Origin of the sequence: Streptomyces tuirus, assembly GCF_014701095.1 — a bacterium.
Classification (GTDB): Bacteria; Actinomycetota; Actinomycetes; order Streptomycetales; family Streptomycetaceae; genus Streptomyces; species Streptomyces tuirus.
The window spans coordinates 1,627,804-1,650,443 of record NZ_AP023439.1; the positions used below are offsets into that span (position 1 = coordinate 1,627,804).

The following is a 22,640-nucleotide window of genomic DNA, read 5'->3' on the forward strand; positions in this document are numbered from 1 at the left end:
CTGCCGGTCCAACCTAATTGATCAGCGGTTGCCGTGGTCTGTCGTGGCGCCGTCGTCCGGCGCAACAACAGATACGTCCGACCGGCGCGCGGGTATCAGCGCGGTGACGGACAGGACGAAGAAGGCGGCCGCGAGCAGCGCGGGGGTGTTCTCCCCCCAGGCGCCGGCGACGGCTCCGCCCAGCAGCGCGCCCACGGGTGCGCCCGCGACCGCGAGCGTCCGGAAGGCGGAGCTCACGCGGCCGAGCAGCTCGGCGGGGGTGCGCTGCTGCATCAGCGTCGTGGTGTTGACGTTCCACAGCATTCCCATGAACCCGAAGACGGCCAGGGCGGCCACCAGCGCGACCATGCTGCGCACCGAGCCCATGACGAGGAGGGCGGCGGTCTGCGCCGTCCCGGCGACGAGCACCAGGCGCATCCGTCCGAAGCGGGTGACGAGCCGGCCGCCGGCTGCTCCCCCGGCCAGGCTGCCGACCGTGTACGCGGTCATCGCCACGGCGTATCCGGTGTTGCCCGCGTCGAGCCAGCCGGTCACCAGGATCACGAGGGTGGCGACGAGGGCGCCCATGCCGATGTTGCACAGGGCGGTGGCGGTGCACAGTCCGCGCAGGGCCCTGTCGCGGGTCAGGACGCGCAGCCCCTCGGCGATCTCCCGTCGCAGTGTGCTGCCCGCCGGCCGTGGCTCACGGTCCGGCTCGGCGGCCGGGAGCGTGGCGATGAGCGCGGCGGCCACCAGGAAGGTCACCGCGTCCGCCGCGAACGGCACCGCCACCCCGGCGGCCAGCAGGAGCGGCACGACCGGTCCGCCCAGCAGTCCGCCCGCGATGCGCTGGCCGGTCAGCAGCCGGGCGTTGGCACTGCCCAGCGCGTCCCGGTCGACCAGGGCGGGCAGCAGCGCGGTGGCGGCGTTGTCGAAGAGCGTCTGGAGGGTGGTCAGCGTGAAGGCCAGCACGATCAGCAGGGCGATCGAGGCGTGGCCGAGGGCGACGGCCACCGCGAAGGCGGCGACCAGCAGCCCGCGCAAGGCGTCCACCATCCACATGGCCCGCCGCTGGTCGACCCGGTCGGCGACGGCCCCGCCGAGCAGGCCGAAGACGATCCAGGGGAGATGACCGCAGGCCGTGACGGAGGCGATGAGCAGCGGATCGTCGGTCAGTGTGACCGCGAGGAGGGGCAGTGCCGCCGTCCGCAGGGCGTCACCGAAGCTGGACAGGACGGCGGCGCTCCACAGCCGCCCGAACCCCCCGCGCCACGCGGGCGCACGGACTCCGTCACGCTTTTCGAGCAGGGGGGTACCCCCACCCACCTCGCCCCTCGCCACAGCTCCCCCTCATGGTTCGTCCGATGCACAAACCGTAGAGGGCACCACTGACAATCGGTCCGCGAGCGGTCCGCGAGAGCAGCTCCGGCCGGGCACCTGCTGGTGCCCGGCCGGTCTGGACTTCTAGATCTCGCCCCGCAGTTTGGCGAGCGCCTCGGCGAGGATCGCCTCGCCGTCCGCGTCGCTGCGCCGCTCCCGCACATACGCCAGGTGCGTCTTGTAGGGCTCGGTGCGCGGCGGGTCCGGGGGGTTGTCCCGGTCCTGGCCTGCCGGAAAGCCGCAGCGGGGACAGTCCCAGGTATCGGGCACCTGCGCGTCGCTGGCGAAGCTCGGCTGGGTCTCGTGTCCGTTGGAGCACCAGAAGGAGATGCGCAGCCGCGGCGCGGACTCGCCGCGCTCGGCCTCGCCCATCGGCCCCGCCCCGACCCGGCTTCCCCGGATCGCGTTGCCACTTGCCACGGTCGTAACTCCCTGCGTGATGGTGCCGCGAAGCGAGTCGGCGTTCCGCTTCGCTGCGAGCGCCTCAGTCTACGTAAGGCCCAACGCGCGTCCAGTGATTGGAGTTACAACCCTCCCACCTAGACGCAAGCCCCATGATAGGCCGCGCTCAGCTGCGCGTACCGAACATGGGGCCTTACGTACGAGGTCCGTGCGGATCGCGGCTCGGTCAGTTGTTCACCTTCATGAGGATGCCGAGCACGACAATGCACGCGAACCATGCCAGACCGATCACGACGGTGATCCGGTCGAGGTTGCGCTCGGCGACCGAGGAGCCGCCGACGGAGGACTGCATGCCGCCGCCGAACATGTCGGAGAGGCCGCCGCCCTTCCCCTTGTGCATCAGCACCAGCAGCATCAGCAGCAGGCTGAAGACGATCAGGGCGATCGAGAACCCCAAAACCACGGCTGGACCAACTTCCTCGGATTCGGATGGACGACGCGGGGCCCAGCACAGAGCTGGACCCCGCAAGGGTACGACGGATCGCCGCTAGCGCATACTCGCGATGGGCCGGGTCGCCTCCGGAGCGCTCCGTGCCGGTGTCGGGAGGTCGACCGTGCTCAACCCTTCGGGCCTCCGCTCTCCCCGAAGCTCTCGGCTTCGCTCGAGCAGGGGGGACCCCCATGACCTCTCGACACCGGCCGCGCCCCTACGGCTCACTGGTCGCGGAAGCGCACGATCTTGACGAACTCGTCGGCGTCCAGCGAGGCGCCGCCGACCAGGGCACCGTCGATGTCGGCCTGGGCCATGATCTCCGCGACGTTGCCCGACTTCACGGAGCCGCCGTACTGGATGCGGACCTTGTCGGCCAGGTCCTGCGAGTACAGCTCGGCGAGCTTGCCGCGGATCGCCGCGCAGACCTCCTGGGCGTCCTCGGCGCCACATACCTTGCCGGTGCCGATGGCCCAGACGGGCTCGTAGGCGATCACGACGGTCTCGGCCTGCTCTGCGGGGAGGTCCTTCAGACCGCCCTCGACCTGGGCGAGGGTGTGGGAGACGTGGTTGCCCGCCTCGCGGACCTCCAGTTCCTCGCCGACGCACAGGATCGGGGTCAGGCCGTGCTTGTAGGCGGCCTTGACCTTGGCGTTGACCAGCTCGTCGGTCTCGGCGTGGTACTGCCGGCGCTCGCTGTGGCCGACGGCGACGTAGGTGCACTTCAGCTTGGCCAGCATGGGGCCGGAGATCTCGCCGGTGAAGGCACCGCTGTCGTGCGCCGAGATGTCCTGGGCGCCGTACTTGATCTTGAGCTTGTCGCCGTCGACCAGGGTCTGCACGGAGCGCAGGTCGGTGAAGGGCGGCAGGACGGCGACCTCGACGGCCTCGTAGTCCTTGTCGGCCAGGGCGAAGGCGAGCTTCTGGACGTGCGCGATGGCCTCGAGGTGGTTGAGGTTCATCTTCCAGTTGCCCGCCATCAGCGGCGTGCGCGTGCTCATAAAGGGTCAGTCCTCCAGTGCGGCGAGGCCGGGGAGCGTCTTGCCCTCGAGGTATTCGAGGGAGGCGCCGCCACCGGTCGAGATGTGGCCGAATGCGTTCTCGTCGAAGCCCAGGATGCGGACGGCCGCGGCGGAGTCGCCACCACCGACCACCGTGAAGGCCTGGGAGTTGATGAGAGCCTGGGCGACCGCCTTGGTGCCCTCGGCGAAATCGGGGTGCTCGAAGACGCCCATGGGGCCGTTCCAGAAGACGGTGGCGGCGTCGACGATCTTCGAGGCGTACAGCTTGCGGGACTCGGGGCCGATGTCCAGGCCCATCTGGTCGGCCGGCATGGCGTCCGCGGCGACGGTGCTGGGCCGGGCCGGGGCCTTGGTCTTGAGGTCCGGGAACTCCGGCGCGACCACGACGTCCACCGGCAGGACCAGCTCGACGGCGTTCTTCTCGGCGCGCTCGATGTACTCCCGGACGACCGGGAGCTGGTCCTCCTGGACCAGGGACGTGCCGATCTCGTGGCCCTTGGCCTTGAGGAAGGTGAAGACCATGCCGCCGCCGATGAGCAGCCGGTCGGCCTTGCCGAGCAGCTGGTCGATGACGGCGAGCTTGTCGGACACCTTGGCGCCGCCCAGGACGACGGCGTAGGGCCGCTTGACGTCGTCGGTGAGCTTCCTCAGGACGCCGACCTCGGTGGCGATGAGGTAGCCGGCGTAGTGCGGCAGGCGGGCCGGGAGGTCGAAGACCGAGGCGTGCTTGCGATGCACGGCGCCGAAACCGTCGCCGACGTAGACGTCCGCGAGGGCGGCGAGCTGGTCGGCGAAGGCGCCGCGCTCGGCGTCGTCCTTGCTCGTCTCACCGGCGTTGAAGCGCAGGTTCTCGATGACGGCGACCTGGCCGTCGGCGAGGCCGGCGACGGTGGTCCGGGCGGACTCGCCGACCGTGTCGGTCGCGAAGGCCACGTCCGACCCGAGGAGTTCACCGAGCCGCGCGGCGGCCGGGGCGAGGGAGAAGGCCGGGTCCGGGGCACCCTTGGGGCGGCCCAGGTGGGAGGCGACGACGACCCGGGCGCCCGCGTCGGCGAGGGCCTTGACCGTGGGCAGCACGGCGCGGATACGGCCGTCGTCGGTGATGCGCGTGCCGTCCAGCGGCACGTTCAGATCGGCGCGGACGAAGACCCGCTTGCCCGCGACCCCTTCGGTGAGGAGTTCGTCGATCGTCTTCATGAAGGGACTCCTGAAAGAGCTCGTGATCGCTCGTAAGCGCTCGTGATCGAACAGCTCTGATCTGTACGTGAGTCAGGGCTCGGACGGCGCGTCCTCGCGCCGCCCGAGCCCTGCTCTCACATGGACGTGCCTACTGGGTTGATCAGAGCTGGTTGCCGACGAAGACCGTAAGGTCCACGAGGCGGTTGGAGTAGCCCCACTCGTTGTCGTACCAGCCGATGACCTTCACCGTCTTGCCCTCCTGGACCATGGTCAGGGAGGAGTCGAAGGTGCAGGACGCCGGGGCGTTCACGATGTCGGAGGAGACGATCGGGTCCTCGGTGTACTCGAGGATGCCCTTGAGTTCGCCCTCCGCGGCCTTCTGGAAGGCGGCGTTGACCTCTTCCTTGGTGACCTCGCGGGACAGCTCGAGAACCAGGTCGGTGACCGAGCCGGTCGGGACCGGGACGCGCATGGCGATGCCGTCCAGCTTGCCCTTGAGCTGCGGGAGGACCAGCGCGGTGGCCTTGGCGGCGCCCGTGGTGGTCGGAATGATGTTCTCGGCGGCGGCACGCGCGCGACGCAGGTCCTTGTGCGGGAAGTCCAGGATGCGCTGGTCGTTGGTGTACGCGTGCACCGTCGTCATCAGGCCCTTGACGATGCCGAAGTTCTCGTCGAGGACCTTCGCCATCGGCGCCACACAGTTGGTGGTGCAGGAGGCGTTGGAGATGACGTGGTGGTTCGCCGGGTCGTACCTGTCCTGGTTGACGCCCATCACGATGGTGACGTCCTCGTCCTTGGCCGGAGCCGAGATGAGGACCTTCTTCGCGCCACCGGCGATGTGCTTCTCGGCGTCGGCCTTCTTGGTGAAGATGCCGGTCGACTCGATGACGATGTCGACGCCCAGCTCGCCCCACGGGATGTCGGCGGGGTTGCGCTCGGCCAGCACCTTGATCGTCTTGCCGTCGACGGTGATCGTGTCGGCGGTGTGGGTGACCTCCTGCTTGAGGCGGCCCAGGATCGTGTCGTACTTCAGCAGGTGAGCGGTGGTCGCGGTGTCACCCAGGTCGTTGACAGCCACGATCTCGATGTCTGCACCCTGCTCCAGGAGCGCGCGGAAGTAGTTACGACCGATGCGGCCGAAGCCGTTGATGCCTACGCGGATCGTCACGAACCGATCTCCTCGTTGGTACGCCGGCCATGAAGTGCCGGCGAGCTCTGTTTGGGATGTCCCCGACCGTCTACGACCCTACCTCCCTGGAGCTCTGGTGGTGACATCCAGATGCCCCATACACGGCAGGGCGGTCCGTACCCGCCAGTAGGGGTACGGACCGCCCACCGCCGAGAGCAGGATCACTCGAACTTGCTACCCCTGGTGTGTCCCGTTGACCTGGGACGTCACCCGTCGAGAGAGGCGAGCGCCTTCCTCATCAGCGCCGTCCGGGCGGCCGGTGCGGTGATGTGCTCCAGGCCGAAGCCCAGCAGCACGGTGTCGTCCGTGGTGACGGCGCCGTACGTCTGGAACAGGGCACCGGTGCGGGCCCAGTCCTTGAGGACGGCCGGGCTGCCCTCGGGCGGTCCGGCGACCTTCCAGGCGCCGAGCGAGGTCTCGAAGCCCTCGGTCTCCTTGGCCGTGCCGCCGACGACGAGCGAGGCATCGTCGACGAGCACGCCGTGCCCGCCGCTGCCCGGGTCGGTGACGTAGCTGATCGAGATCTCGACCGTCTTGCCGGCGTAGGCGCTCAGGTCGAAGTTCACCTGCTGCCAGCCGCCCGAGGCGCCGGTGAGGCTGTTCCACGTGCCGGTGGTGCCGGTCGCGGTGCAGCCGTCGTCCGCCACGGTCAGATAGTGCTTCAGCCAGGGGTGCTCCTTGACGTAGAAGCCGCCCTCGCACTCCGTCGGCACCGCGCTCCTGGTGGCGCCGCCCGCCTCGGGGAGCGTCGTCCAGTCGTCGCCGCCCGTGGTGCGGGCCTCGACGATGGCGTGGTCGTAACCGGCCTCGGTGTCCCAGAGGAGCTGGGTACGCAGGGTCGGCCTCTCGGCCGCGGGCGTGCCGGTGAGGTCCACGGTGCGGGTGAGGCGCTTATAGGCGTCGTCGGTGTGGACGGCGGCCGCCATCGCGGAGCCCGCGAACGGGCCGTACGGGTTGACCGTGCCGGCGAACTGCCCGGCGCCCTTGCTCGCGAACTGGGGGAACTCACCGGCCCCCAGCTCGTCGGAGGTGACGCTGTAGGTGCCGGCCTTGTCCAGCGGGTTGCCGGGGGCCGCGCCGAGCGGGCCGGTGACGCCGCCCAGTTCGCCGGAGCCGGTGAAGCCGGTGGCCCCGGGGGTGGCGGTGCGGGTGTAGGCGCCCAGGTAGTACTGGCTGAAGTCGTTCGACAGCGCGCCGCCGCCGAGGTCGACGTTGCCGCCGGCCTGCTCGCCGGCCTCGATCAGCCGGCCGCCCTCGTTGAGGAAGGCCCGCAGCTGGAGCTGGGTGGCGACACCCGGGACGCTCGCGCCCGTGTAGTGGACGACGGTGTCGAAGTGGCTCAGCACCCCGAGTGCGTCCGGTGCGCCCCGCTGGGCGACGTCCCAGACGATCGCCTTGCGGCCGCTCGCCTTCAGCGCGTCCACGTACGTCTGCGCCTGCGTGGCGGCCGCGCCCTCCTCGGCGACGACGAGGGTGTTCGCCCGGGGCCGCTCGGCGACGGTGTACGTGAAGCGCTCGCTGGAGAGCTTCTTGCCGTTCTTGGCCTCGCCGGTGAACCACACCTCGACCTTGTCGCCCGGCTCGCCGTCCCTGACCTTGGCGCGGTACTCGTCGAAGTAGAGGTTGTCCTCACCGCCGTAGGTCTCGCCGCCCTTCCAGGGCTTGAGCGCCATGTCCAGGGTGCGGCCGCCGTTGACGCGGTACTTGAGCTCCTTGTCGCGCACGGACTTCCGTGCGACGACGGAGACCTCCTGGTCGGCGCCGCGGGAGTACGACGTGCCGAACGCGGCCGGGGTGAAGTCGGCGGCGCTCAGGCCGACCGACGAGGACGGCCGGTCGGGGTGGGCGGCGGACTCGGCGACGGAGAGCGCGAACGGGACGTTCTTGGCGAACTCCTGCTGGATCAGCTTCTCGTCGTCCGGGAAGGTGAAGACCGACTGGCAGTCGGAGGCCTTCCACTCGTCGTTCGGGTCGAGGTCCGAGGCGGTCTGGCAGGTCGACATCTCGGGGGTGAACAGCGCCAGGCCGTTGACGTTCGCCGCGTGGCCGTCGGCCTCACCGTTGGTGGTGTACAGCTCGGAGGAGAGCTGCGGGTGATAGCCCGGGATCGCGGAGTTGTCGGGCGTTCCGGCGAGCGCCTCGTACAGGACGTCGTCCGGGGTCCGGGTGGCCACCTGCCAGCCGACCCCGTAGAGGAGGAGTTCGGCGGCGGAGTGGTAGTTGATGCCGTACGTGAAGCCGATCCGCTTCTGGAAGGCGTCCAGGGCCTGGGTCTCCGGCTCGGAGTTCGGGCCCGCGCCGCGGTAGGTCTGGCCGGTGGGGTTGGGGGACGAGCCCTCGTTGTCGTAGCCCCACTTGTAGGCGAAGTTGCGGTTGAGGTCGACGCCGTCGCCGGTGGTGATGGTGCCGTCGCCGTTGACGTCCCGCAGGTTCTTGCGCCACTGGCGGTTGGCAGGGTCCGCGAAGGTGTAGTCGTAGCCGTCGGGGTTGGCCGACAGCAGGAACCACAGTTCCGTGGAGTCGACGAGCTTCTTGACGCGCCGGTCCTTCTTGTAGTTGTCCAGGTAGTGGTGCATCAGACGCCGGGTCATCTCCGGCGTGATCCACTCGCGCGCGTGCTGGTTGGACATGTAGAGGACGGAGGGCCTGGAGCCGTCCTTCGTCCGCTTCGCGCCCTTGGTGAGCTTCAGCGCGAGGATGTCCTGGCCCTTGACGGTCTTGCCGATGGAGACGACCTTGGTGAGGTCCGGGTTCTCCTGGGCGGTGCGCAGGAGTTCCTCCCGCAGGCCCCCCTTGCCGCTGTACGGGCGGAACACGCCCTCGGCGGCGTCCTCGACGCGGGCCTCGGCCCGGGTGGAGAGTTCGTGCTCGGTGAGGCCGACGCCCTGCTTCTCCAGCTTCTTCGCCTGCTGGTCCGTCAGGTAGACCTCGACGGTCGCGGTGCCCTTCTCGGGTACCCGCTCGCTCAGTTCGTGGCCGTCCTGGCCGGCCGCCAGCAGCAGGGGTACCTGCTTCTGGGTGACCTCGGCGCGGAAGACCTTGACTTCGTCCGGGTCGGACGGGTTCGAACTCCCCGGTTGTGCTTGGGCGATGGGTGCGAAGCTCGCTCCGCCGATCAGGAGCGCGCCGACAGCGAGGATCGATCTCGCTCTTCGTCTCATGAACCCCCCTTGCGTGGGTCCGCCACAGCAGCGAACAGATGCCAGGCTCATGACAGACCATGATCGAGTCAAGGGCGCCTCAGCGACACGCAAAAGCCGGTGCCCGTCACCCAAGTGGGCGCCGGCACCGGCTTTTTGACGTCGTGTGGGATCAGCCCACCAGGTTGTCGGCCAGCTCGTCGCTGAGGTTGGCCTCCGTGCCCGGGATGCCGAGGTCGGAGGCGCGCTTGTCGGCCATGGCCAGCAGGCGGCGGATCCGGCCGGCGACCGCGTCCTTGGTCAGCGGCGGGTCGGCGAGCGCGCCCAGCTCCTCCAGGGAGGCCTGCTTGTGCTCCATGCGCAGCCGGCCGGCGGCGGCGAGGTGCTCGGGCACGTCGTCGGCGAGGATCTCCAGGGCGCGCTGCACCCGGGCACCGGCGGCGACGGCCGCGCGGGCGGAGCGGCGCAGGTTGGCGTCGTCGAAGTTGGCCAGCCGGTTGGCCGTGGCGCGCACCTCGCGGCGCATCCGGCGCTCCTCCCAGGCCAGCACCGACTCGTGCGCGCCGAGGCGGGTCAGCAGGGCACCGATCGCGTCACCGTCCCGGACGACGACCCGGTCCACGCCGCGCACCTCGCGGGCCTTCGCGGCGATCGACAGCCGGCGGGCGGCGCCGACCAGGGCGAGCGCCGCCTCGGGGCCCGGGCAGGTCACCTCCAGGGAGGAGGAGCGGCCGGGCTCGGTGAGCGAGCCGTGGGCCAGGAACGCGCCACGCCAGGCGGCCTCGGCGTCGCAGGTGGCCCCCGAGACCACCTGCGGGGGCAGGCCGCGGATCGGGCGGCCCCGCCCGTCGACCAGGCCGGTCTGGCGGGCGAGCTGGTCGCCGCCCGCCACCACGCGCACCACGTAGCGCGAGCCCCGCCGCAGCCCGCCCGGAGCCATCACGATCAGCTCGGAGCTGTGGCCGAAGATCTCGAGAATGTCCCGCTTGAGGCGGCGGGCCGCCATCGCGGTGTCCAGCTCCGCCTCGATCACGATCCGACCGCTCACCAGGTGAAGGCCGCCGGCGAACCGCAGAATGGCGGAGACCTCCGCCTTTCTGCAGCAGGTCCGGGTGACGGGGAGCCGGGAGATCTCGTCCTTCACCGCTGCCGTCATCGCCATGGGCCGATCCTTCCATGCATCCGAAAAATACGGTCGTACGCGGCGGCCAACAGCTCCGGGTCGTGCCTCGGGGTTCCGTCGGGTCTGGCCACCGGCGCCAGCTCGACCGCGGCCCCGAACCGCTTGGCGGCATCGGTCAGGGAGTCACGGTCGGGCACGGCGGCCTCGTCGGCCAGCACCACGTCCAGGGCGAGTTTAGGGGCGTGTCGTCCCAAAACCTCCAAATGACGCTGCGGGGAGAAGCCCTCGGTTTCTCCGGGCTGCGGCGCGAGGTTCAGGGAGAGTACCCGCCGGGCCTTCGTCTGCGTGAGCGCGTCCAGCAGCTCGGGCACCAGCAGATGCGGGATGACCGATGAGAACCAGGAGCCGGGGCCGAGCACCACCCAGTCCGCGTCCAGGACGGCCTCGACCGCCTCGGGCACGGCCGGCGGGTCGTTCGGCACGAGGTGCACGGACTGCACCTCGCCCGGGGTGAGGGCGACGGTCGCCTGGCCGCGGACCGTTTCGACCTCCTCCGGGCGCTGCGGGTCGTGCCCCTTGACCAGGGCCTGCAGCTCAAGTGGCACGGCGGACATGGGCAGCACGCGACCCTGGGCGCCGAGCAGGCGTCCGACCAGGTCGAGGGCCTGCACATGGTCGCCGAGCTGCTCCCAGAGGGCGACGATCAGCAGATTGCCGACCGCGTGTTCGTGCAGGTCGCCCTGGGACTGGAAGCGGTGCTGGATGACCCGGGCCCAGGTCTGGCCCCAGTCGTCGTCGCCGCACAGGGCGGCCAGCGCCTTGCGCAGGTCGCCGGGCGGCAGCACGCCCAGTTCGTCGCGCAGCCGACCGCTGGAGCCGCCGTCGTCGGCCACGGTGACGACGGCGGTGAGGTCGCCGGTGATCCGGCGCAGCGCGGCGAGCGAGGCCGAAAGGCCCATGCCGCCGCCGAGGGCGACGACCTTGGGCTGGGTGCCCCGGCGGCGCGGCTTGCCACCCCGGGCCTCGGCGGGCCGGCCGCCCTTGCCGCCGGTGGTGCCCTTGCCGCCGTTGCCTTCGGGCACCACCCGGCGCAGCCGGCTCAGCCGCGGTGTACGTCGTGTCATTCGCGTCCCATGTCCCGGTGGACGACCACCGTCTCCACGCCCTCGGCGGCGAGCCGGGCGGCGAGCTTCTCCGACATGGCGACCGAGCGGTGCTTGCCGCCTGTGCAGCCCACGGCGATGGTCACGTAGCGCTTGCCCTCGCGGCGGTAGCCGGTGGCGACGAGCTGGAGGAGCTCGGTGTAGCGGTCCAGGAACTCCTTGGCGCCGGGCTGGTTGAAGACGTACCCGGAGACCTCGTCGTTGAGGCCGGTGTACGGGCGCAGCTCCGGGACCCAGTGCGGGTTCGGCAGGAAGCGGCAGTCGACGACGAGGTCGGCGTCGACCGGCAGGCCGTACTTGTAGCCGAACGACATGACCGTGGCGCGCAGCTCCGGCTCCTCCTCGCCGGCGAACTGGGCGTCCATCTTGGCGCGCAGTTCGTGCACGTTGAGGCTGGAGGTGTCGATCACCAGGTCGGCGTCGCCGCGCAGCTCGCGCAGCAGCTCGCGCTCGGCGGCGATGCCGTCGACGATGCGGCCGTCGCCCTGGAGGGGGTGCGGGCGGCGCACGGACTCGAAGCGGCGGACCAGGGCCTCGTCGGAGGACTCCAGGAAGACGATCCGCCGGGTGACGTTCTTCGCCTCCAGGTCGGCGAGGGACTCGCGGAGGTTGTCGAAGAAGCGGCGGCCGCGGACGTCGACGACGACGGCGATCCGCGCCACGTTGCCCTGGGAGCGGGCGCCGAGCTCCACCATGGTGGGGATCAGCGCGGGCGGCAGATTGTCGACGACGAACCAGCCGAGGTCCTCCAGGCACTTCGCGGCCGTGGAGCGCCCGGCTCCGGACATACCGGAGATGATCACCAGCTCGGGGATGGCCGCGTCGGGGACCTGGGCCTTGTCGTTGGGCGTGCCCGTACTCACCTGTGCTCCGTCTCCGGCTTGCTCTTGTTGCCCGTGGTGCTCGTTCACATTCATGTCTCCTGCCCCCGTCGTTCGTCCGGGGCGCCCGCTGCCACGGACTCCCCACTGGAACCCATGGTGCCCGGTTCCTCTTCGATGATCTCTCCAGTCGCCGTGTTGACGGCGGGTGCGGCCGGGGCCGAGCGGGCGAGGGCCACGGCGATCGTCTCGGCCGTCTTGCGGCCCAGGCCGGGGACCTCGCAGATCTGGTCGATCGTGGCGGATCGCAGTTTCTTCAACGAACCGAAGTGCTTCAGAAGTGCCTGCTTGCGCGTCTCCCCGAGGCCGGGGACGTCGTCCAGGGGGCTGGAGCGGAAGCGCTTGGACCGCTTCGCGCGCTGGTACGTGATGGCGAACCTGTGGGCCTCGTCACGGACGCGCTGGAGCAGGTACAGGCCCTCGCTGGTGCGGGGCAGGATCACCGGGTCGTCGTCGCCGGGCAGCCAGACCTCCTCGAGGCGCTTGGCGAGGCCGCACACGGCGATGTCGTCGATCCCCAGCTCGTCCAGGGCGCGCCGGGCCGCCGCGACCTGCGGGGCGCCGCCGTCCACGACCACGAGCTGGGGCGGGTAGGCGAACTTCTTGGGACGGCCGTCGTCCTCGGTGGGGCCGGTCCCGACGATCTCGCCGTTCCTGTCGATCTCGGGGGTCTCGCCGTTCTCCCCGTCGGTCCACTCCCCCGTCTTCTCCTTCTCGGCGAGATAGCGGCGGAAGCGGCGGGTGATCACCTCGTGCATGGAGCGGACATCGTCCTGCCCGGCGAAACCCTTGATCTGGAAGCGGCGGTACTCGCTCTTGCGGGCGAGCCCGTCCTCGAAGACGACCATGGAGGCCACGACATCGTCCCCCTGGAGGTGGGAGATGTCGTAGCACTCGACCCTGAGCGGGGCGCTGTCCAGGTCGAGGGCGTCGGCGATCTCCTCCAGGGCGCGCGAGCGGGTGGTCAGGTCGGAGGCGCGCTTGGTCTTGTGCAGCACGAGCGCCTGCTGGGCGTTGCGCTCCACGGTCTCCATGAGGGCCTTCTTGTCGCCGCGCTGCGGGATGCGCAGGGAGACACCGGAGCCGCGCCGCCCGGCGAGCCACTCCTGGACCGGCTCGACGGGATCGGGCAGGGCCGGGACCAGGACCTCCTTGGGGACGGCGTCGCCCGTCTCCTCCCCGTACAGCTGCTGCAGGGCGTGCTCGACGAGGGCTCCGGTGGTGATCTCCTCCACCTTGTCGGTGACCCAGCCGCGCTGGCCGCGCACGCGTCCGCCGCGCACGTGGAAGATCTGGACGGCCGCCTCCAGCTCGTCCTCGGCGACCGCGATCAGGTCGGCGTCGGTCGCGTCGGCGAGCACGACCGCGTTCTTCTCCATGGCCTTCTTCAGGGCCCCGATGTCGTCGCGCAGCCGGGCCGCCCGCTCGTACTCCATCTCGTCGGCCGCTTCCGCCATCTGCCTCTCCAGCCGGCGGATGTAGGTGTTCGTCCGGCCGGTCATGAAGTCGCAGAACTCGTCGGCCAGTTCGCGGTGCTCCTCGGCGGAGACGCGGTCCACACAAGGGGCCGAGCACTTGCCGATGTAGCCGAGGAGGCAGGGGCGGCCCGTGCGGGCCGCGTTCTTGAACACGCCGGCCGAGCAGGTGCGTACGGGGAAGACGCGCAGCAGCAGGTCGACGGTGTCGCGGATCGCCCACGCGTGCGCGTACGGCCCGAAGTAGCGGACGCCCTTTTTCTTCTGACCGCGCATCACCTGCACGCGCGGGTACTCCTCGTTCATCGTCACCGCGAGGTAGGGGTAGCTCTTGTCGTCGCGGTACTTGACGTTGAACCGGGGGTCGTACTCCTTGATCCACGAGTACTCCAGCTGGAGCGCCTCGACCTCCGTGGACACCACCGTCCACTCCACGGACGCCGCCGTGGTGACCATGGAGCGGGTGCGCGGGTGCAGGCCCGCCAGGTCCTGGAAGTAGTTCGCCAGGCGCTGGCGCAGGCTTTTCGCCTTTCCGACGTAGATCACCCGGCGGTGCTCGTCGCGGAACCTGTAGACCCCCGGCGAGTCGGGGATCTCACCCGGTTTGGGGCGGTAGCTGGAGGGGTCGGCCATGTCTCACACCCTACTGGCGGGCACCGACACTCCGGCGCGGCCGCGGGCCACGATCACGGCCCGGCCGGGAGGCAGTTTCCAACGGCATGTCCCGCCCCGGGGTTACGGCCCCCCGGGAGCGGGAATGTGGCTCACTCACGGGACACGGCGACGTCCGGCGGGCGGGGCCCGTCCCTGGTGCAGGCACAGGTTGTCGGTGCGGACCGTCGTTCCCGCTGGGGGCGGGCGGGCCACGGGTCGGAGGGCTGCGCACATGAGGCAGATGCGGATCGAGAAAAGCCGGCGGGCGGTCCGTGCCCGCAGGTACACGGACGAGCCGTTGGCGCTGCGTGACGCCCTGGACCCGCGCGATCCCGACATCGCGCGGGCCAAGCGCCTCGCCCTGAGGGAACAGCGCGGGAGCGACCGCTCCTAGAAGCACACATCGACTGCGAACGCCCGGGGCGCACGCCCCGGGCGTTCGCATGTCCGGACGGGGAACCGGCCGGGAGCGCGTACGTCACTGTCCGGCATCAGGTGTTGTCGGGACCAGGTCAACACGCTTCAATGCGGGGGAGCTCGGGCCCTGAACGGCGGCGTACGGATGTGAAGAGCTGCCCTGCGCCGCTGGGACGGCCCCGCGCGAACGGTCTGACCAGCCGTTGCCGACTCAGAGAGAGGCCCCTGCATGCCGCACGCCACACAGCACGCGGACGTCGCCACCGCGGAACTGGACTCGGCCCTGCGAGGCGGCCCCTTCCACGTCGCCCTGCGGGCCGCGATCGCCGCCCGCGGCCTGCCCCTGCAGCGTGTGCAGCACCATCTGTCCCGCCACGGTGTGAAGGTCGGCGTCACGAGCCTGAGTTACTGGCAGCAGGGGGCCCGGCGCCCGCAGCGGCCGGAGTCGCTGCGGGCCGTGCGCGCGCTGGAGGAGATCCTGGAACTGCCGGAGGAGTCGCTGATCCGGCTGCTCGCCGACTCCGGGGAGAGCCCGTCCGGGCCGCGGTCCGCCGCCCGCTCCTACCGCTCCCTCGTCGAGGCGTCCGGGGTCCTGGACCAGCTGCTCGCCGAGCTGGACTGCCCGCCGGACGGGGGCCTGCACACCCTCGGCCATCACGAGCGACTGCGGATCGGCGCGCGGCGCGAGCTGGCCGAGCGAGAGTCGCACCACATCGTGCGCGCCCACCGGGACGGTGTCGACCGTTTCGTGGCCGTCCACCACGGCGACCGGGGAGCCACGCCTGAGCTGATGCGGGTGCAAGCGTTGGAGAACTGCCGTATGGGACGCATCCGTTGGCACCGCGACACGGGGGTGCTCGCGGCCGAGCTGCTCTTCGACACCCGCCTGCGGGCCGGGGACACCTTCCTGTTCCGCTACGGCGTCGAGGACGGCACGGCGGGTGTGTCACGCGAGTACGTGCGCGGCTTCGACTCCCCCGGCGGCCAGTACGCCCTCCAGGTGTGCTTCGACGCGGCGGCCGTGCCGGTGCGCTGCCACCGCTTCGCCCAGCACTCGGCGGCGGCGCCGCGCAGCGGATGCCATGACCTGGTGCTGAGCGGACGGCACCGGTCGGTGCATCTGGTCGAGCCGCGGCTCCGGGCGGGGTTCCTGGGGATCGGCTGGGACTGGGAGTAGGGGCTCGCCGGGCGGCGGCGCGCCGGGCCGCCGCCCGGCGCGTGGCCGCAGGAGACGTAAACGTTTGCGCAAGCGTTTACGTGCGCCGTGGGATGCGATACGTTCCCCGCCTACCCTGATGGAGGAGGCGGGAGCGGCATGGCGACCATGGCCGACGTCGCGCGGAGCGCCGGTGTCTCCGTGGCGACGGTCTCGCATGTGCTGAACGGCACCCGGCCGGTGCTGCCGCACACCCGCCAGGCCGTCCTGGACGCCGTGGAGGAGCTCGGCTACACCACGAACACACTGGCCCGTTCGCTGGTGACGGCCCGCACCCGTTCCATCGGGCTGGCGGTGTCGGCGATCAGCAACCCGTACTTCACGGAGATCCTCCAGGGCGTGGAGGCCGCGGCGCTGGAGGCCGGCTACAGCCTGCTGATCGCCGATCCGCACGACGACCCGGGGCACGAGCGCAAGGTCGTCCAGCTGCTGCACGAGCGCCGGGTGGACGGCATGATCGTCGCCCCCTCCGCCGATCCGCGCGACCTGCTCGCCTACCTCGAGCGGCACGACGTGCCGGCCGTGTTCCTGGACCGCCTGGTGGACGCGCCGGGGGCGGACGGCGGCCCGCGTTTCGACCAGGTGTGCGCCGACAACGCCGAACCGATGTCCCGGCTGGTCACCCATCTCGCCGGGCTCGGTCACCGGCGGATCGGGCTGGTCGCGGGGCGGCCGGGGCTCAGCACCACGAGCGAGCGGATCACCGGCTACCGCAGCGGTCTGGCCTTCGCGGGGCTGGCGTACGACGAGCGGCTGCTGGTGCACGGCGACTCGGAGTCGGCAGGCGCCGAGCAGGCCACCGAGGCCCTGCTGTCCCTGGGCGTGCCGCCCACCGCGCTCGTCACCGGCAACAACGCCATGACCATCGGGGTGCTGCGCGCCCTGAGCGCGCACGGCTTGTCCGTGCCGGGCGACATCGCGCTGTGCTGCTTCGACGACTTCGCGTGGGCGGATCTGTTCTCGCCCCGGCTCACCGCGATCGCGCAGCCCGGCAGGGACATCGGCGCGCGGGCCGTCCGCGTGCTCCTGGAGCGTCTCGCCGAGCCGGACCGGGCCGCCCGGACCGTGCGTCTGCCCTGCACCTTCGTCCACCGCACGTCGTGCGGCTGCCCCAGCCCGTCCGAGGAAGGAACCCCGTCGTGATCGTCGTCGCCGGTGAGGCACTGATCGACCTGGTACCGCAGGGCACGGGCGCCCTGGCGGCGCTGCAGCCGGCGCTCGGCGGCGGCCCGTTCAACACGGCCGTGGCGCTGGGCCGCCTCGGCTCCCCCGCCGCCTTCTGCTCCCGGGTGTCGGTGGACGCCTTCGGGGAGGCTCTGCTGGACCGGCTGCGGGAGAGCCGGGTCGACGTGGCCTCGGTGCAGCGCGGCACCGAGCCCACGACCCTCGCCGTCGCCACGGTCGGCGCGGACGGCTCGGCGGCGTACTCCTTCTACGTCGACGGGACGGCGGACCGGCTGTTCGCGGCGCCCCCCACACTGCCGCCCGGTACCCGGGCGATCTCCTTCGGTACGTGCTCGCTGGTGCTGGAGCCGGGGGCGAGCGCGTACGAGGAGCTGATGCGCCGGGCGGCCGCGCAGGGCGTGTTCACCGCGCTGGACCCGAACATCAGGGCCGGCCTGATCCCGGACGCGGACGCCTACCGGGCACGGTTCAAGAGCTGGCTGCCGTCGGTGTCGCTGCTGAAACTGTCCGAGGAGGACGCCGCGTGGCTGGGCGGCACGCCCCGGAAGTGGCTGTCGGCCGGTCCGTCGGCGGTCGTGATCACCCGGGGCGGCGACGGGCTGACCGCCTTCACCGCCGACGGCGGCGAGTACGCGGTGCCGGGCGAACGCGTGGAGGTCGTGGACACGATCGGCGCGGGCGACACGGTCAACGCGGCGCTGCTGCACGGGCTCGCGGTGCGCGACGCCCTCAGCGTCCGCACGCTCTCCGAACTGGGATCCGCGGGCTGGACGGAACTGCTGGGCTTCGCGGCCCGTGCCGCGGCGGTGACCTGCTCACGGGCCGGGGCGGAGCCACCGTACGCGCACGAGCTGGAAGGCTGACTCGGGCGGGGTCCCACAGTGTGCCGGGGGTGCTTCAGCCGGTCTCCCCCAGCGCGACCGCCCGCAGCGCGCCCGGGCGGCGGCCGTTGAGGCGGTCCAGGGCGGCGGCCGTGGCGTCGTCCGCGGGCAGGTGGATGATGAGCCGCTGTCCTTCGTCGGGGAACGCGAGCGTCTCGTGCAGCAGTCGCAGGGGACCGGCCTCCGGGTGTTCGATGTGCTGGGATCCCGTCCGTCGCGGTGTCATGGCCAGGTCGGAGAACCGGTCGGCGAAGTCCGCGCCCGCCGTGACCGTCAGCTCTTCGGCCAGCTCGGCGAGGTAGGGGTCCCTCAGGGGGACCCCGTGCCGGAGCCGGGCGACGAGGTCGTCGGCCACCCGGTCCCAGTCGCGGTAGGCGCTGCGTGCCCGCTCGTCGGTGAACAGGTACCGGAGCAGGTTGGGGCGCTCGTCGTCGAGCAGGCCGAGGGGGCGGACCAGCCGCTCGTACCCGGCCGTGTGGGCGAGGACGTCGCCGATCCAGTTGACCACCAGTGCGGGAGCCGGCTCCAGGTGGTCCAGCACGGCCCGTACGGTGGGGCGCGCCGAGCGGCTGAGCGACGGGGCTGCCGCGCAGACCAGCGGATCACCGCCGTCGGCCTCCTTGGTCAGGCGGCGCAGCAGGATCCGGTCGTCGAGGGAGAGGTTGAGGGCGTCGGCGAGGGCGCCGAGCACCTGGGCGGACGGGTTGCGGTCGCGGCCCTGTTCCAGCCGGGTGAGGTACTCGACGCTGACGCCGGCGAGCGTGGCCAGCTCGGCGCGCCTCAGGCCCGGGGTGCGGCGCCGGGGGCCCGCGGGCAGGCCCGCCTCGGCCGGGGTGACGGCTTCACGCCAGGTGCGCAGGTACGTGCCCAACTCGTTGTCGCTCACCCGCCGAACGTACAGCGCCCCCGGGCGCGGAGGGTGGCCCCGTCACTACCAGGCTCCGGGCGGTCTCCCTGCCGGGCGCCGCGGACGTGAAGGTGGTGGGCATGACGAATGACACCGCTCTCGACGCCCTGCCGCTGGCGCCCGGTCAGTGGGCCCTCGACCCGTTCCACTCCTCCGTGAACTTCACCATCCGGCACCTGGGCATCGCCAAGGTGCGGGGACGCTTCGAGCGGCTGGAGGCCGGACTGTTCGTCGGGGAGCGGCTCGAGGACGTTCGGGTCTCCGCGACCGTCGACCTGGCCTCGGTCGACACCGGCAACGCCGACCGGGACGCGCACGTCCGCGCCTCAGACCTGCTCGATGTGGAGAAGCGTCCGACGATGACGTACCGCTCGACGCGGGTGTCGGGCGAGGGTGAGGACTGGGCGATGGAGGGCGAGCTGACGATCGGCGACGTGACCCGCCCGGTGACGTTCGCCGTGGAGTTCGGCGGGCTGGTCGACGTGCCCATGGACGGCAGCCGGCACGCCGGGTTCGAGGCGACGGGCGAGATCCGGCGCAGCGACTTCGGGCTGGACTTCGCCCCCGGTCTGCTCGGTGACGTGGTCAAGATCCAGCTCGACATGCAGTTCGTGGAGCCGAAGGCCGCCTGACCGCACACGAAACGCGCCGTGCCCCACAGATCCTGGCCTGTGGGGCACGGCGCGTTCGGGAGCAGGGGCCTCAGCTCTTGCCGGCCCGGGTCGTCTTCTTCGCGGCGGCCTTGGTGGTCTTGGTCGCCGTCTTCTTGGCGGCCGTGCTGTCGACCGTCTTGGTGGCGGTCTTGCGGGCCGATGCCGTCTTGGCGGCGACCGTCTTGCGCGCCGCCGTCTTGCGGGCGGCCGTCTTGCCGGGCGCCTTCACCGAGGACGCGTCGCTGACGCGGTCGGCGCCGAGGATCTCCCGCAGGAACTTGCCGGTGTGGCTGGCCGGGACGCCGGCCACCTGCTCGGGCGTGCCCTCGGCGACGACCAGACCACCGCCGGCGCCTCCTTCGGGGCCCATGTCGACGATCCAGTCGGCCGTCTTGATCACGTCGAGGTTGTGCTCGATGACGATGACCGTGTTGCCCTTGTCGACCAGCCCGGACAGGACTGTCAGCAGCTTGCTGATGTCCTCGAAGTGCAGACCGGTGGTCGGCTCGTCCAGGACGTAGACCGTGCGGCCGGTGGAGCGCTTCTGCAGCTCGCTGGCGAGCTTCACGCGCTGCGCCTCACCGCCGGACAGGGTGGTCGCGGCCTGGCCGAGGCGGACGTAGCCGAGGCCGACGTCCTTCAGCGTGTTGAGGTGCCGGGCGATCGCGGGGACCGCCTCGAAGAACGCCGTGGCCTCTTCGATCGGCATGTTCAGGACTTCGGCGATGGACTTGCCCTTGTAGTGGACCTCCAGGGTCTCCCGGTTGTACCGGGCGCCGTGGCAGACCTCGCACGGGACGTAGACGTCCGGGAGGAAGTTCATCTCGATCTTGATGGTGCCGTCGCCCGCGCAGTTCTCGCAGCGGCCGCCCTTGACGTTGAAGGAGAAGCGGCCGGGCAGGTAGCCGCGGACCTTCGCCTCGGTGGTCTCGGCGAACAGCTTGCGGATGTGGTCGAAGACGCCCGTGTACGTGGCCGGGTTGGAGCGCGGGGTGCGGCCGATGGGCGACTGGTCCACGTGCACGACCTTGTCGACGAGGTCGTCGCCGTCCACGCGGGTGTGCCGCCCGGGCACGCTCCGGGCGCCGTTCAGCTCGCGGGCCAGGTGCGTGTAGAGGATGTCGTTGACCAGTGTCGACTTGCCGGAGCCGGACACGCCGGTGACGGCGGTGAACACGCCCAGGGGGAACGAGACGTCGATGTCCTGGAGGTTGTTCTCCCGGGCGCCGTGCACCGTGAGCTGCCGGGAGGGGTCCAGCGGGCGGCGGATGTCGGGCAGCGGGATGGCCTTCTTGCCGGACAGGTACTGACCGGTCTGCGACTCGGCGTTGGCGAGGAGCTCCTTCAGGGAGCCGCTGTGCACGACCTTGCCGCCGTGCTCACCGGCGCCGGGGCCGATGTCGACGATCCAGTCGGCGGTCTTGATGGTGTCCTCGTCGTGCTCGACGACGATGAGCGTGTTGCCCATGTCGCGCAGCCGGACCAGGGTCTCGATGAGCCGGTGGTTGTCGCGCTGGTGCAGACCGATGGAGGGCTCGTCGAGGACGTACAGGACGCCGACGAGGCCGGAGCCGATCTGGGTGGCCAGGCGGATGCGCTGGGCCTCGCCGCCGGACAGGGTGCCGGCCGCGCGGTTCAGCGAGAGGTAGTCCAGGCCGACGTCGACCAGGAACCGCAACCGCTCGTTGACCTCCTTCAGCACGCGCTCGGCGATCTTCTTGTCGCGGGCGGTGAGCTTCAGCTCGCCCAGGAAGTCCGCGCAGTCGCTGATCGACATCGCGGCGACCTCGGCAATGGACTTGCCCATGATCGTGACCGCGAGGACGATCGGCTTCAGGCGCGTGCCCGAACAGGTCGGGCAGGGCACCTCGCGCATGTAGCCCTCGAAGCGCTCGCGGCTGGAGTCGCTCTCGGCCTCGCTGTGCCGGCGCTTGACGAACGGGACGGCGCCCTCGAAGGCCGTGGTGTACCGGCGCTCACGGCCGTAGCGGTTGCGGTAGCGGACCTCGACCTGGGTCTTGTGGCCGTAGAGCAGGGCCTTCTTGGCGCGCTGCGGCAGGCCCCCGAAGGGGATGTCCGTGCGGAAGCCCAGCGCGTCGGCGAGGGCCCCGATCAGGCGGCCGAAGTAGTCCTTGGTGTGGCCGTGCGACCAGGGGTGGATGGCACCCTCGTCGAGGCTCTTGTCCGGGTCCGGGACGATCAGCTCCGGGTCGACCTCCATGCGCGTGCCGATGCCGGTGCAGTCCGGGCAGGCGCCGAAGGGCGAGTTGAAGGAGAACGAGCGGGGCTCGAGCTCCTCGAAGGACAGGTCGTCGTACGGGCAGTACAGGTGCTCCGAGAACATGCGCTCGCGCTCGGGGTCGTCCTCGGGGAGGTCGACGAAGTCGAGCACGACCATGCCGCCGGACAGACCGAGGGCGGTCTCGACGGAGTCGGTGAGGCGGCGCTTGGCACCGTCCTTGACCGTGAGGCGGTCGACGACCACCTCGATGGTGTGCTTCTCCTGCTTCTTCAGCGTGGGCGGGTTCGACAGCTGGATGGTCTCGCCGTCCACCCGCGCGCGGGAGTAGCCCTTGGTCTGGAGGTCGGAGAAGAGGTCGACGAACTCGCCCTTGCGCTCGCGCACCAGCGGCGACAGCACCTGGAAGCGGCTGCCCTCCGGCAGCTCCAGGACCTTGTCGACGATGGCCTGCGGCGACTGGCGGGAGATCGGGCGGCCGCACTCGGGGCAGTGCGGCTTGCCGATGCGCGCGAAGAGCAGGCGCAGGTAGTCGTAGACCTCGGTGATGGTGCCGACCGTGGAGCGGGGGTTGCGCGAGGTCGACTTCTGGTCGATGGAGACGGCCGGGGAGAGGCCCTCGATGAAGTCGACGTCCGGCTTGTCCATCTGGCCGAGGAACTGCCGGGCGTACGAGGAGAGGGACTCCACGTAGCGCCGCTGCCCCTCCGCGAAGATGGTGTCGAAGGCCAGCGAGGACTTGCCCGACCCCGACAGGCCCGTGAAGACGATGAGCGAGTCGCGCGGGAGGTCGAGCGAGACGTTCTTGAGGTTGTGCTCGCGCGCTCCACGAACGATGAGACGGTCGGCCACGCCGGTCCGCACCTTTCTTGAGAGAAGTGACAGGGGCGGGGCCCCCGTCTCTCTCAGACTAGGGGGAGCCACTGACAACGCCGGTCGGTTCACGGGTGCCAACAAACCCCGGCTCTCCAGCATGCCCGACGCCACGTCCGACCATATAGCACGTGCTTTCGAATTCCGGCACTGCTTCACCACCTTCACCCGAAGGAGTGGCGGAGTTAAGGT

18 protein-coding genes are annotated in these 22,640 nt (G+C 70.9%); 5 read left to right on the plus strand and 13 right to left on the minus strand.

What is annotated here, in order from left to right:
• Positions 1–21: 21 nt before the first annotated feature.
• From IGS69_RS07585 to uvrC, 11 genes are all read right to left on the minus strand, one after another.
• The gene (locus IGS69_RS07585) at positions 22–1,305 is read right to left on the minus strand and encodes an MFS transporter (protein WP_232543453.1); all 1,284 of its coding nucleotides are present in this window, start codon (positions 1,303–1,305) and stop codon (positions 22–24) included.
• 138 nt (positions 1,306–1,443) lie between these two features.
• Positions 1,444–1,779 carry an RNA polymerase-binding protein RbpA gene (locus IGS69_RS07590; RefSeq protein ID WP_003957010.1) on the minus strand — a complete coding sequence of 112 codons (336 nt, stop codon included), beginning with the start codon at positions 1,777–1,779 and terminating at the stop codon, positions 1,444–1,446.
• Positions 1,780–1,987: 208 nt separating this feature from the next.
• Positions 1,988–2,224 carry a preprotein translocase subunit SecG gene (secG, locus tag IGS69_RS07595; RefSeq protein WP_190897893.1) on the minus strand — a complete coding sequence of 79 codons (237 nt, stop codon included), beginning with the start codon at positions 2,222–2,224 and terminating at the stop codon, positions 1,988–1,990.
• Between the two features lie 251 nt (positions 2,225–2,475).
• Complete coding sequence (gene tpiA, locus IGS69_RS07600) at positions 2,476–3,252, minus strand: triose-phosphate isomerase (RefSeq protein ID WP_190897895.1); 777 nt, start codon at positions 3,250–3,252, stop codon at positions 2,476–2,478.
• Between the two features lie 6 nt (positions 3,253–3,258).
• Positions 3,259–4,470, minus strand: a complete 1,212-nt coding sequence (locus IGS69_RS07605) for a phosphoglycerate kinase (RefSeq protein ID WP_190897896.1) — start codon at positions 4,468–4,470, stop codon at positions 3,259–3,261.
• Between the two features lie 142 nt (positions 4,471–4,612).
• Positions 4,613–5,620: a type I glyceraldehyde-3-phosphate dehydrogenase gene (gap, locus tag IGS69_RS07610; protein ID WP_190897898.1), complete on the minus strand. Its 1,008-nt coding sequence runs from the start codon at positions 5,618–5,620 to the stop codon at positions 4,613–4,615.
• A 227-nt stretch (positions 5,621–5,847) separates the two neighbouring features.
• Positions 5,848–8,802, minus strand: coding sequence for a M14 family metallopeptidase (locus IGS69_RS07615; protein WP_190897899.1), 2,955 nt, complete (start codon positions 8,800–8,802; stop codon positions 5,848–5,850).
• Positions 8,803–8,953: 151 nt separating this feature from the next.
• Positions 8,954–9,943 carry a DNA-binding protein WhiA gene (whiA, locus tag IGS69_RS07620; protein WP_031143855.1) on the minus strand — a complete coding sequence of 330 codons (990 nt, stop codon included), beginning with the start codon at positions 9,941–9,943 and terminating at the stop codon, positions 8,954–8,956.
• Positions 9,934–11,028 carry a gluconeogenesis factor YvcK family protein gene (locus IGS69_RS07625; RefSeq protein WP_190897900.1) on the minus strand — a complete coding sequence of 365 codons (1,095 nt, stop codon included), beginning with the start codon at positions 11,026–11,028 and terminating at the stop codon, positions 9,934–9,936. The genes whiA and IGS69_RS07625 overlap by 10 nt, the downstream gene beginning before the upstream one ends.
• Entirely contained in the window at positions 11,025–11,984 is a 960-nt protein-coding gene (gene rapZ / locus IGS69_RS07630) for an RNase adapter RapZ (protein ID WP_078885287.1), read from the minus strand. The genes IGS69_RS07625 and rapZ overlap by 4 nt, the downstream gene beginning before the upstream one ends.
• Entirely contained in the window at positions 11,981–14,056 is a 2,076-nt protein-coding gene (gene uvrC / locus IGS69_RS07635; protein WP_190897901.1) for an excinuclease ABC subunit UvrC, read from the minus strand. Before uvrC ends, rapZ begins: the two co-directional genes overlap by 4 nt.
• Positions 14,057–14,318: 262 nt before the next feature.
• Here uvrC and IGS69_RS07640 point away from each other — a divergent pair, with 262 nt between their 5' ends.
• From IGS69_RS07640 to IGS69_RS07655, 4 genes are all read left to right on the plus strand, one after another.
• Positions 14,319–14,471, plus strand: coding sequence for a hypothetical protein (locus tag IGS69_RS07640; protein ID WP_190904772.1), 153 nt, complete (start codon positions 14,319–14,321; stop codon positions 14,469–14,471).
• 252 nt (positions 14,472–14,723) lie between these two features.
• Positions 14,724–15,671, plus strand: coding sequence for a hypothetical protein (locus IGS69_RS07645; RefSeq protein ID WP_190897903.1), 948 nt, complete (start codon positions 14,724–14,726; stop codon positions 15,669–15,671).
• 138 nt (positions 15,672–15,809) lie between these two features.
• Complete coding sequence (locus tag IGS69_RS07650) at positions 15,810–16,853, plus strand: LacI family DNA-binding transcriptional regulator (protein WP_190897904.1); 1,044 nt, start codon at positions 15,810–15,812, stop codon at positions 16,851–16,853.
• A complete protein-coding gene (locus IGS69_RS07655) occupies positions 16,850–17,758 on the plus strand; it encodes a carbohydrate kinase family protein (protein ID WP_190897905.1) in 909 nt (302 codons plus the stop codon). Before IGS69_RS07650 ends, IGS69_RS07655 begins: the two co-directional genes overlap by 4 nt.
• 34 nt (positions 17,759–17,792) lie before the next feature.
• Here the strand turns inward: IGS69_RS07655 and IGS69_RS07660 are convergent, their stop codons facing one another.
• A complete protein-coding gene (locus tag IGS69_RS07660) occupies positions 17,793–18,662 on the minus strand; it encodes a helix-turn-helix domain-containing protein (protein WP_190897906.1) in 870 nt (289 codons plus the stop codon).
• Between the two features lie 101 nt (positions 18,663–18,763).
• Between IGS69_RS07660 and IGS69_RS07665 the strand changes: the two genes are divergently transcribed.
• Positions 18,764–19,315 (plus strand): YceI family protein, encoded by a 552-nt coding sequence (locus IGS69_RS07665; protein WP_190897907.1) that lies wholly within the window; start codon positions 18,764–18,766, stop codon positions 19,313–19,315.
• A 70-nt stretch (positions 19,316–19,385) separates the two neighbouring features.
• Here the strand turns inward: IGS69_RS07665 and uvrA are convergent, their stop codons facing one another.
• Entirely contained in the window at positions 19,386–22,427 is a 3,042-nt protein-coding gene (uvrA, locus tag IGS69_RS07670) for an excinuclease ABC subunit UvrA (RefSeq protein WP_190897909.1), read from the minus strand.
• Positions 22,428–22,640: the final 213 nt, after the last annotated feature.

Excerpts from the sequence above, each read along its gene's own strand:
- IGS69_RS07615 (WP_190897899.1), bottom strand. The coding sequence starts at position 8,802 with ATGAGACGAAGAGCGAGATCGATCCTCGCTGTCGGCGCGCTCCTGATC.
- tpiA (WP_190897895.1), bottom strand. The coding sequence starts at position 3,252 with ATGAGCACGCGCACGCCGCTGATGGCGGGCAACTGGAAGATGAACCTC.
- rapZ (WP_078885287.1), bottom strand. The coding sequence starts at position 11,984 with ATGAATGTGAACGAGCACCACGGGCAACAAGAGCAAGCCGGAGACGGA.
- whiA (WP_031143855.1), bottom strand. The coding sequence starts at position 9,943 with ATGGCGATGACGGCAGCGGTGAAGGACGAGATCTCCCGGCTCCCCGTC.
- IGS69_RS07605 (WP_190897896.1), bottom strand. The coding sequence starts at position 4,470 with ATGAAGACGATCGACGAACTCCTCACCGAAGGGGTCGCGGGCAAGCGG.
- IGS69_RS07625 (WP_190897900.1), bottom strand. The coding sequence starts at position 11,028 with ATGACACGACGTACACCGCGGCTGAGCCGGCTGCGCCGGGTGGTGCCC.
- IGS69_RS07640 (WP_190904772.1), top strand. The coding sequence starts at position 14,319 with ATGCGGATCGAGAAAAGCCGGCGGGCGGTCCGTGCCCGCAGGTACACG.
- uvrC (WP_190897901.1), bottom strand. The coding sequence starts at position 14,056 with ATGGCCGACCCCTCCAGCTACCGCCCCAAACCGGGTGAGATCCCCGAC.
- IGS69_RS07665 (WP_190897907.1), top strand. The coding sequence starts at position 18,764 with ATGACGAATGACACCGCTCTCGACGCCCTGCCGCTGGCGCCCGGTCAG.
- IGS69_RS07645 (WP_190897903.1), top strand. The coding sequence starts at position 14,724 with ATGCCGCACGCCACACAGCACGCGGACGTCGCCACCGCGGAACTGGAC.
- IGS69_RS07650 (WP_190897904.1), top strand. The coding sequence starts at position 15,810 with ATGGCGACCATGGCCGACGTCGCGCGGAGCGCCGGTGTCTCCGTGGCG.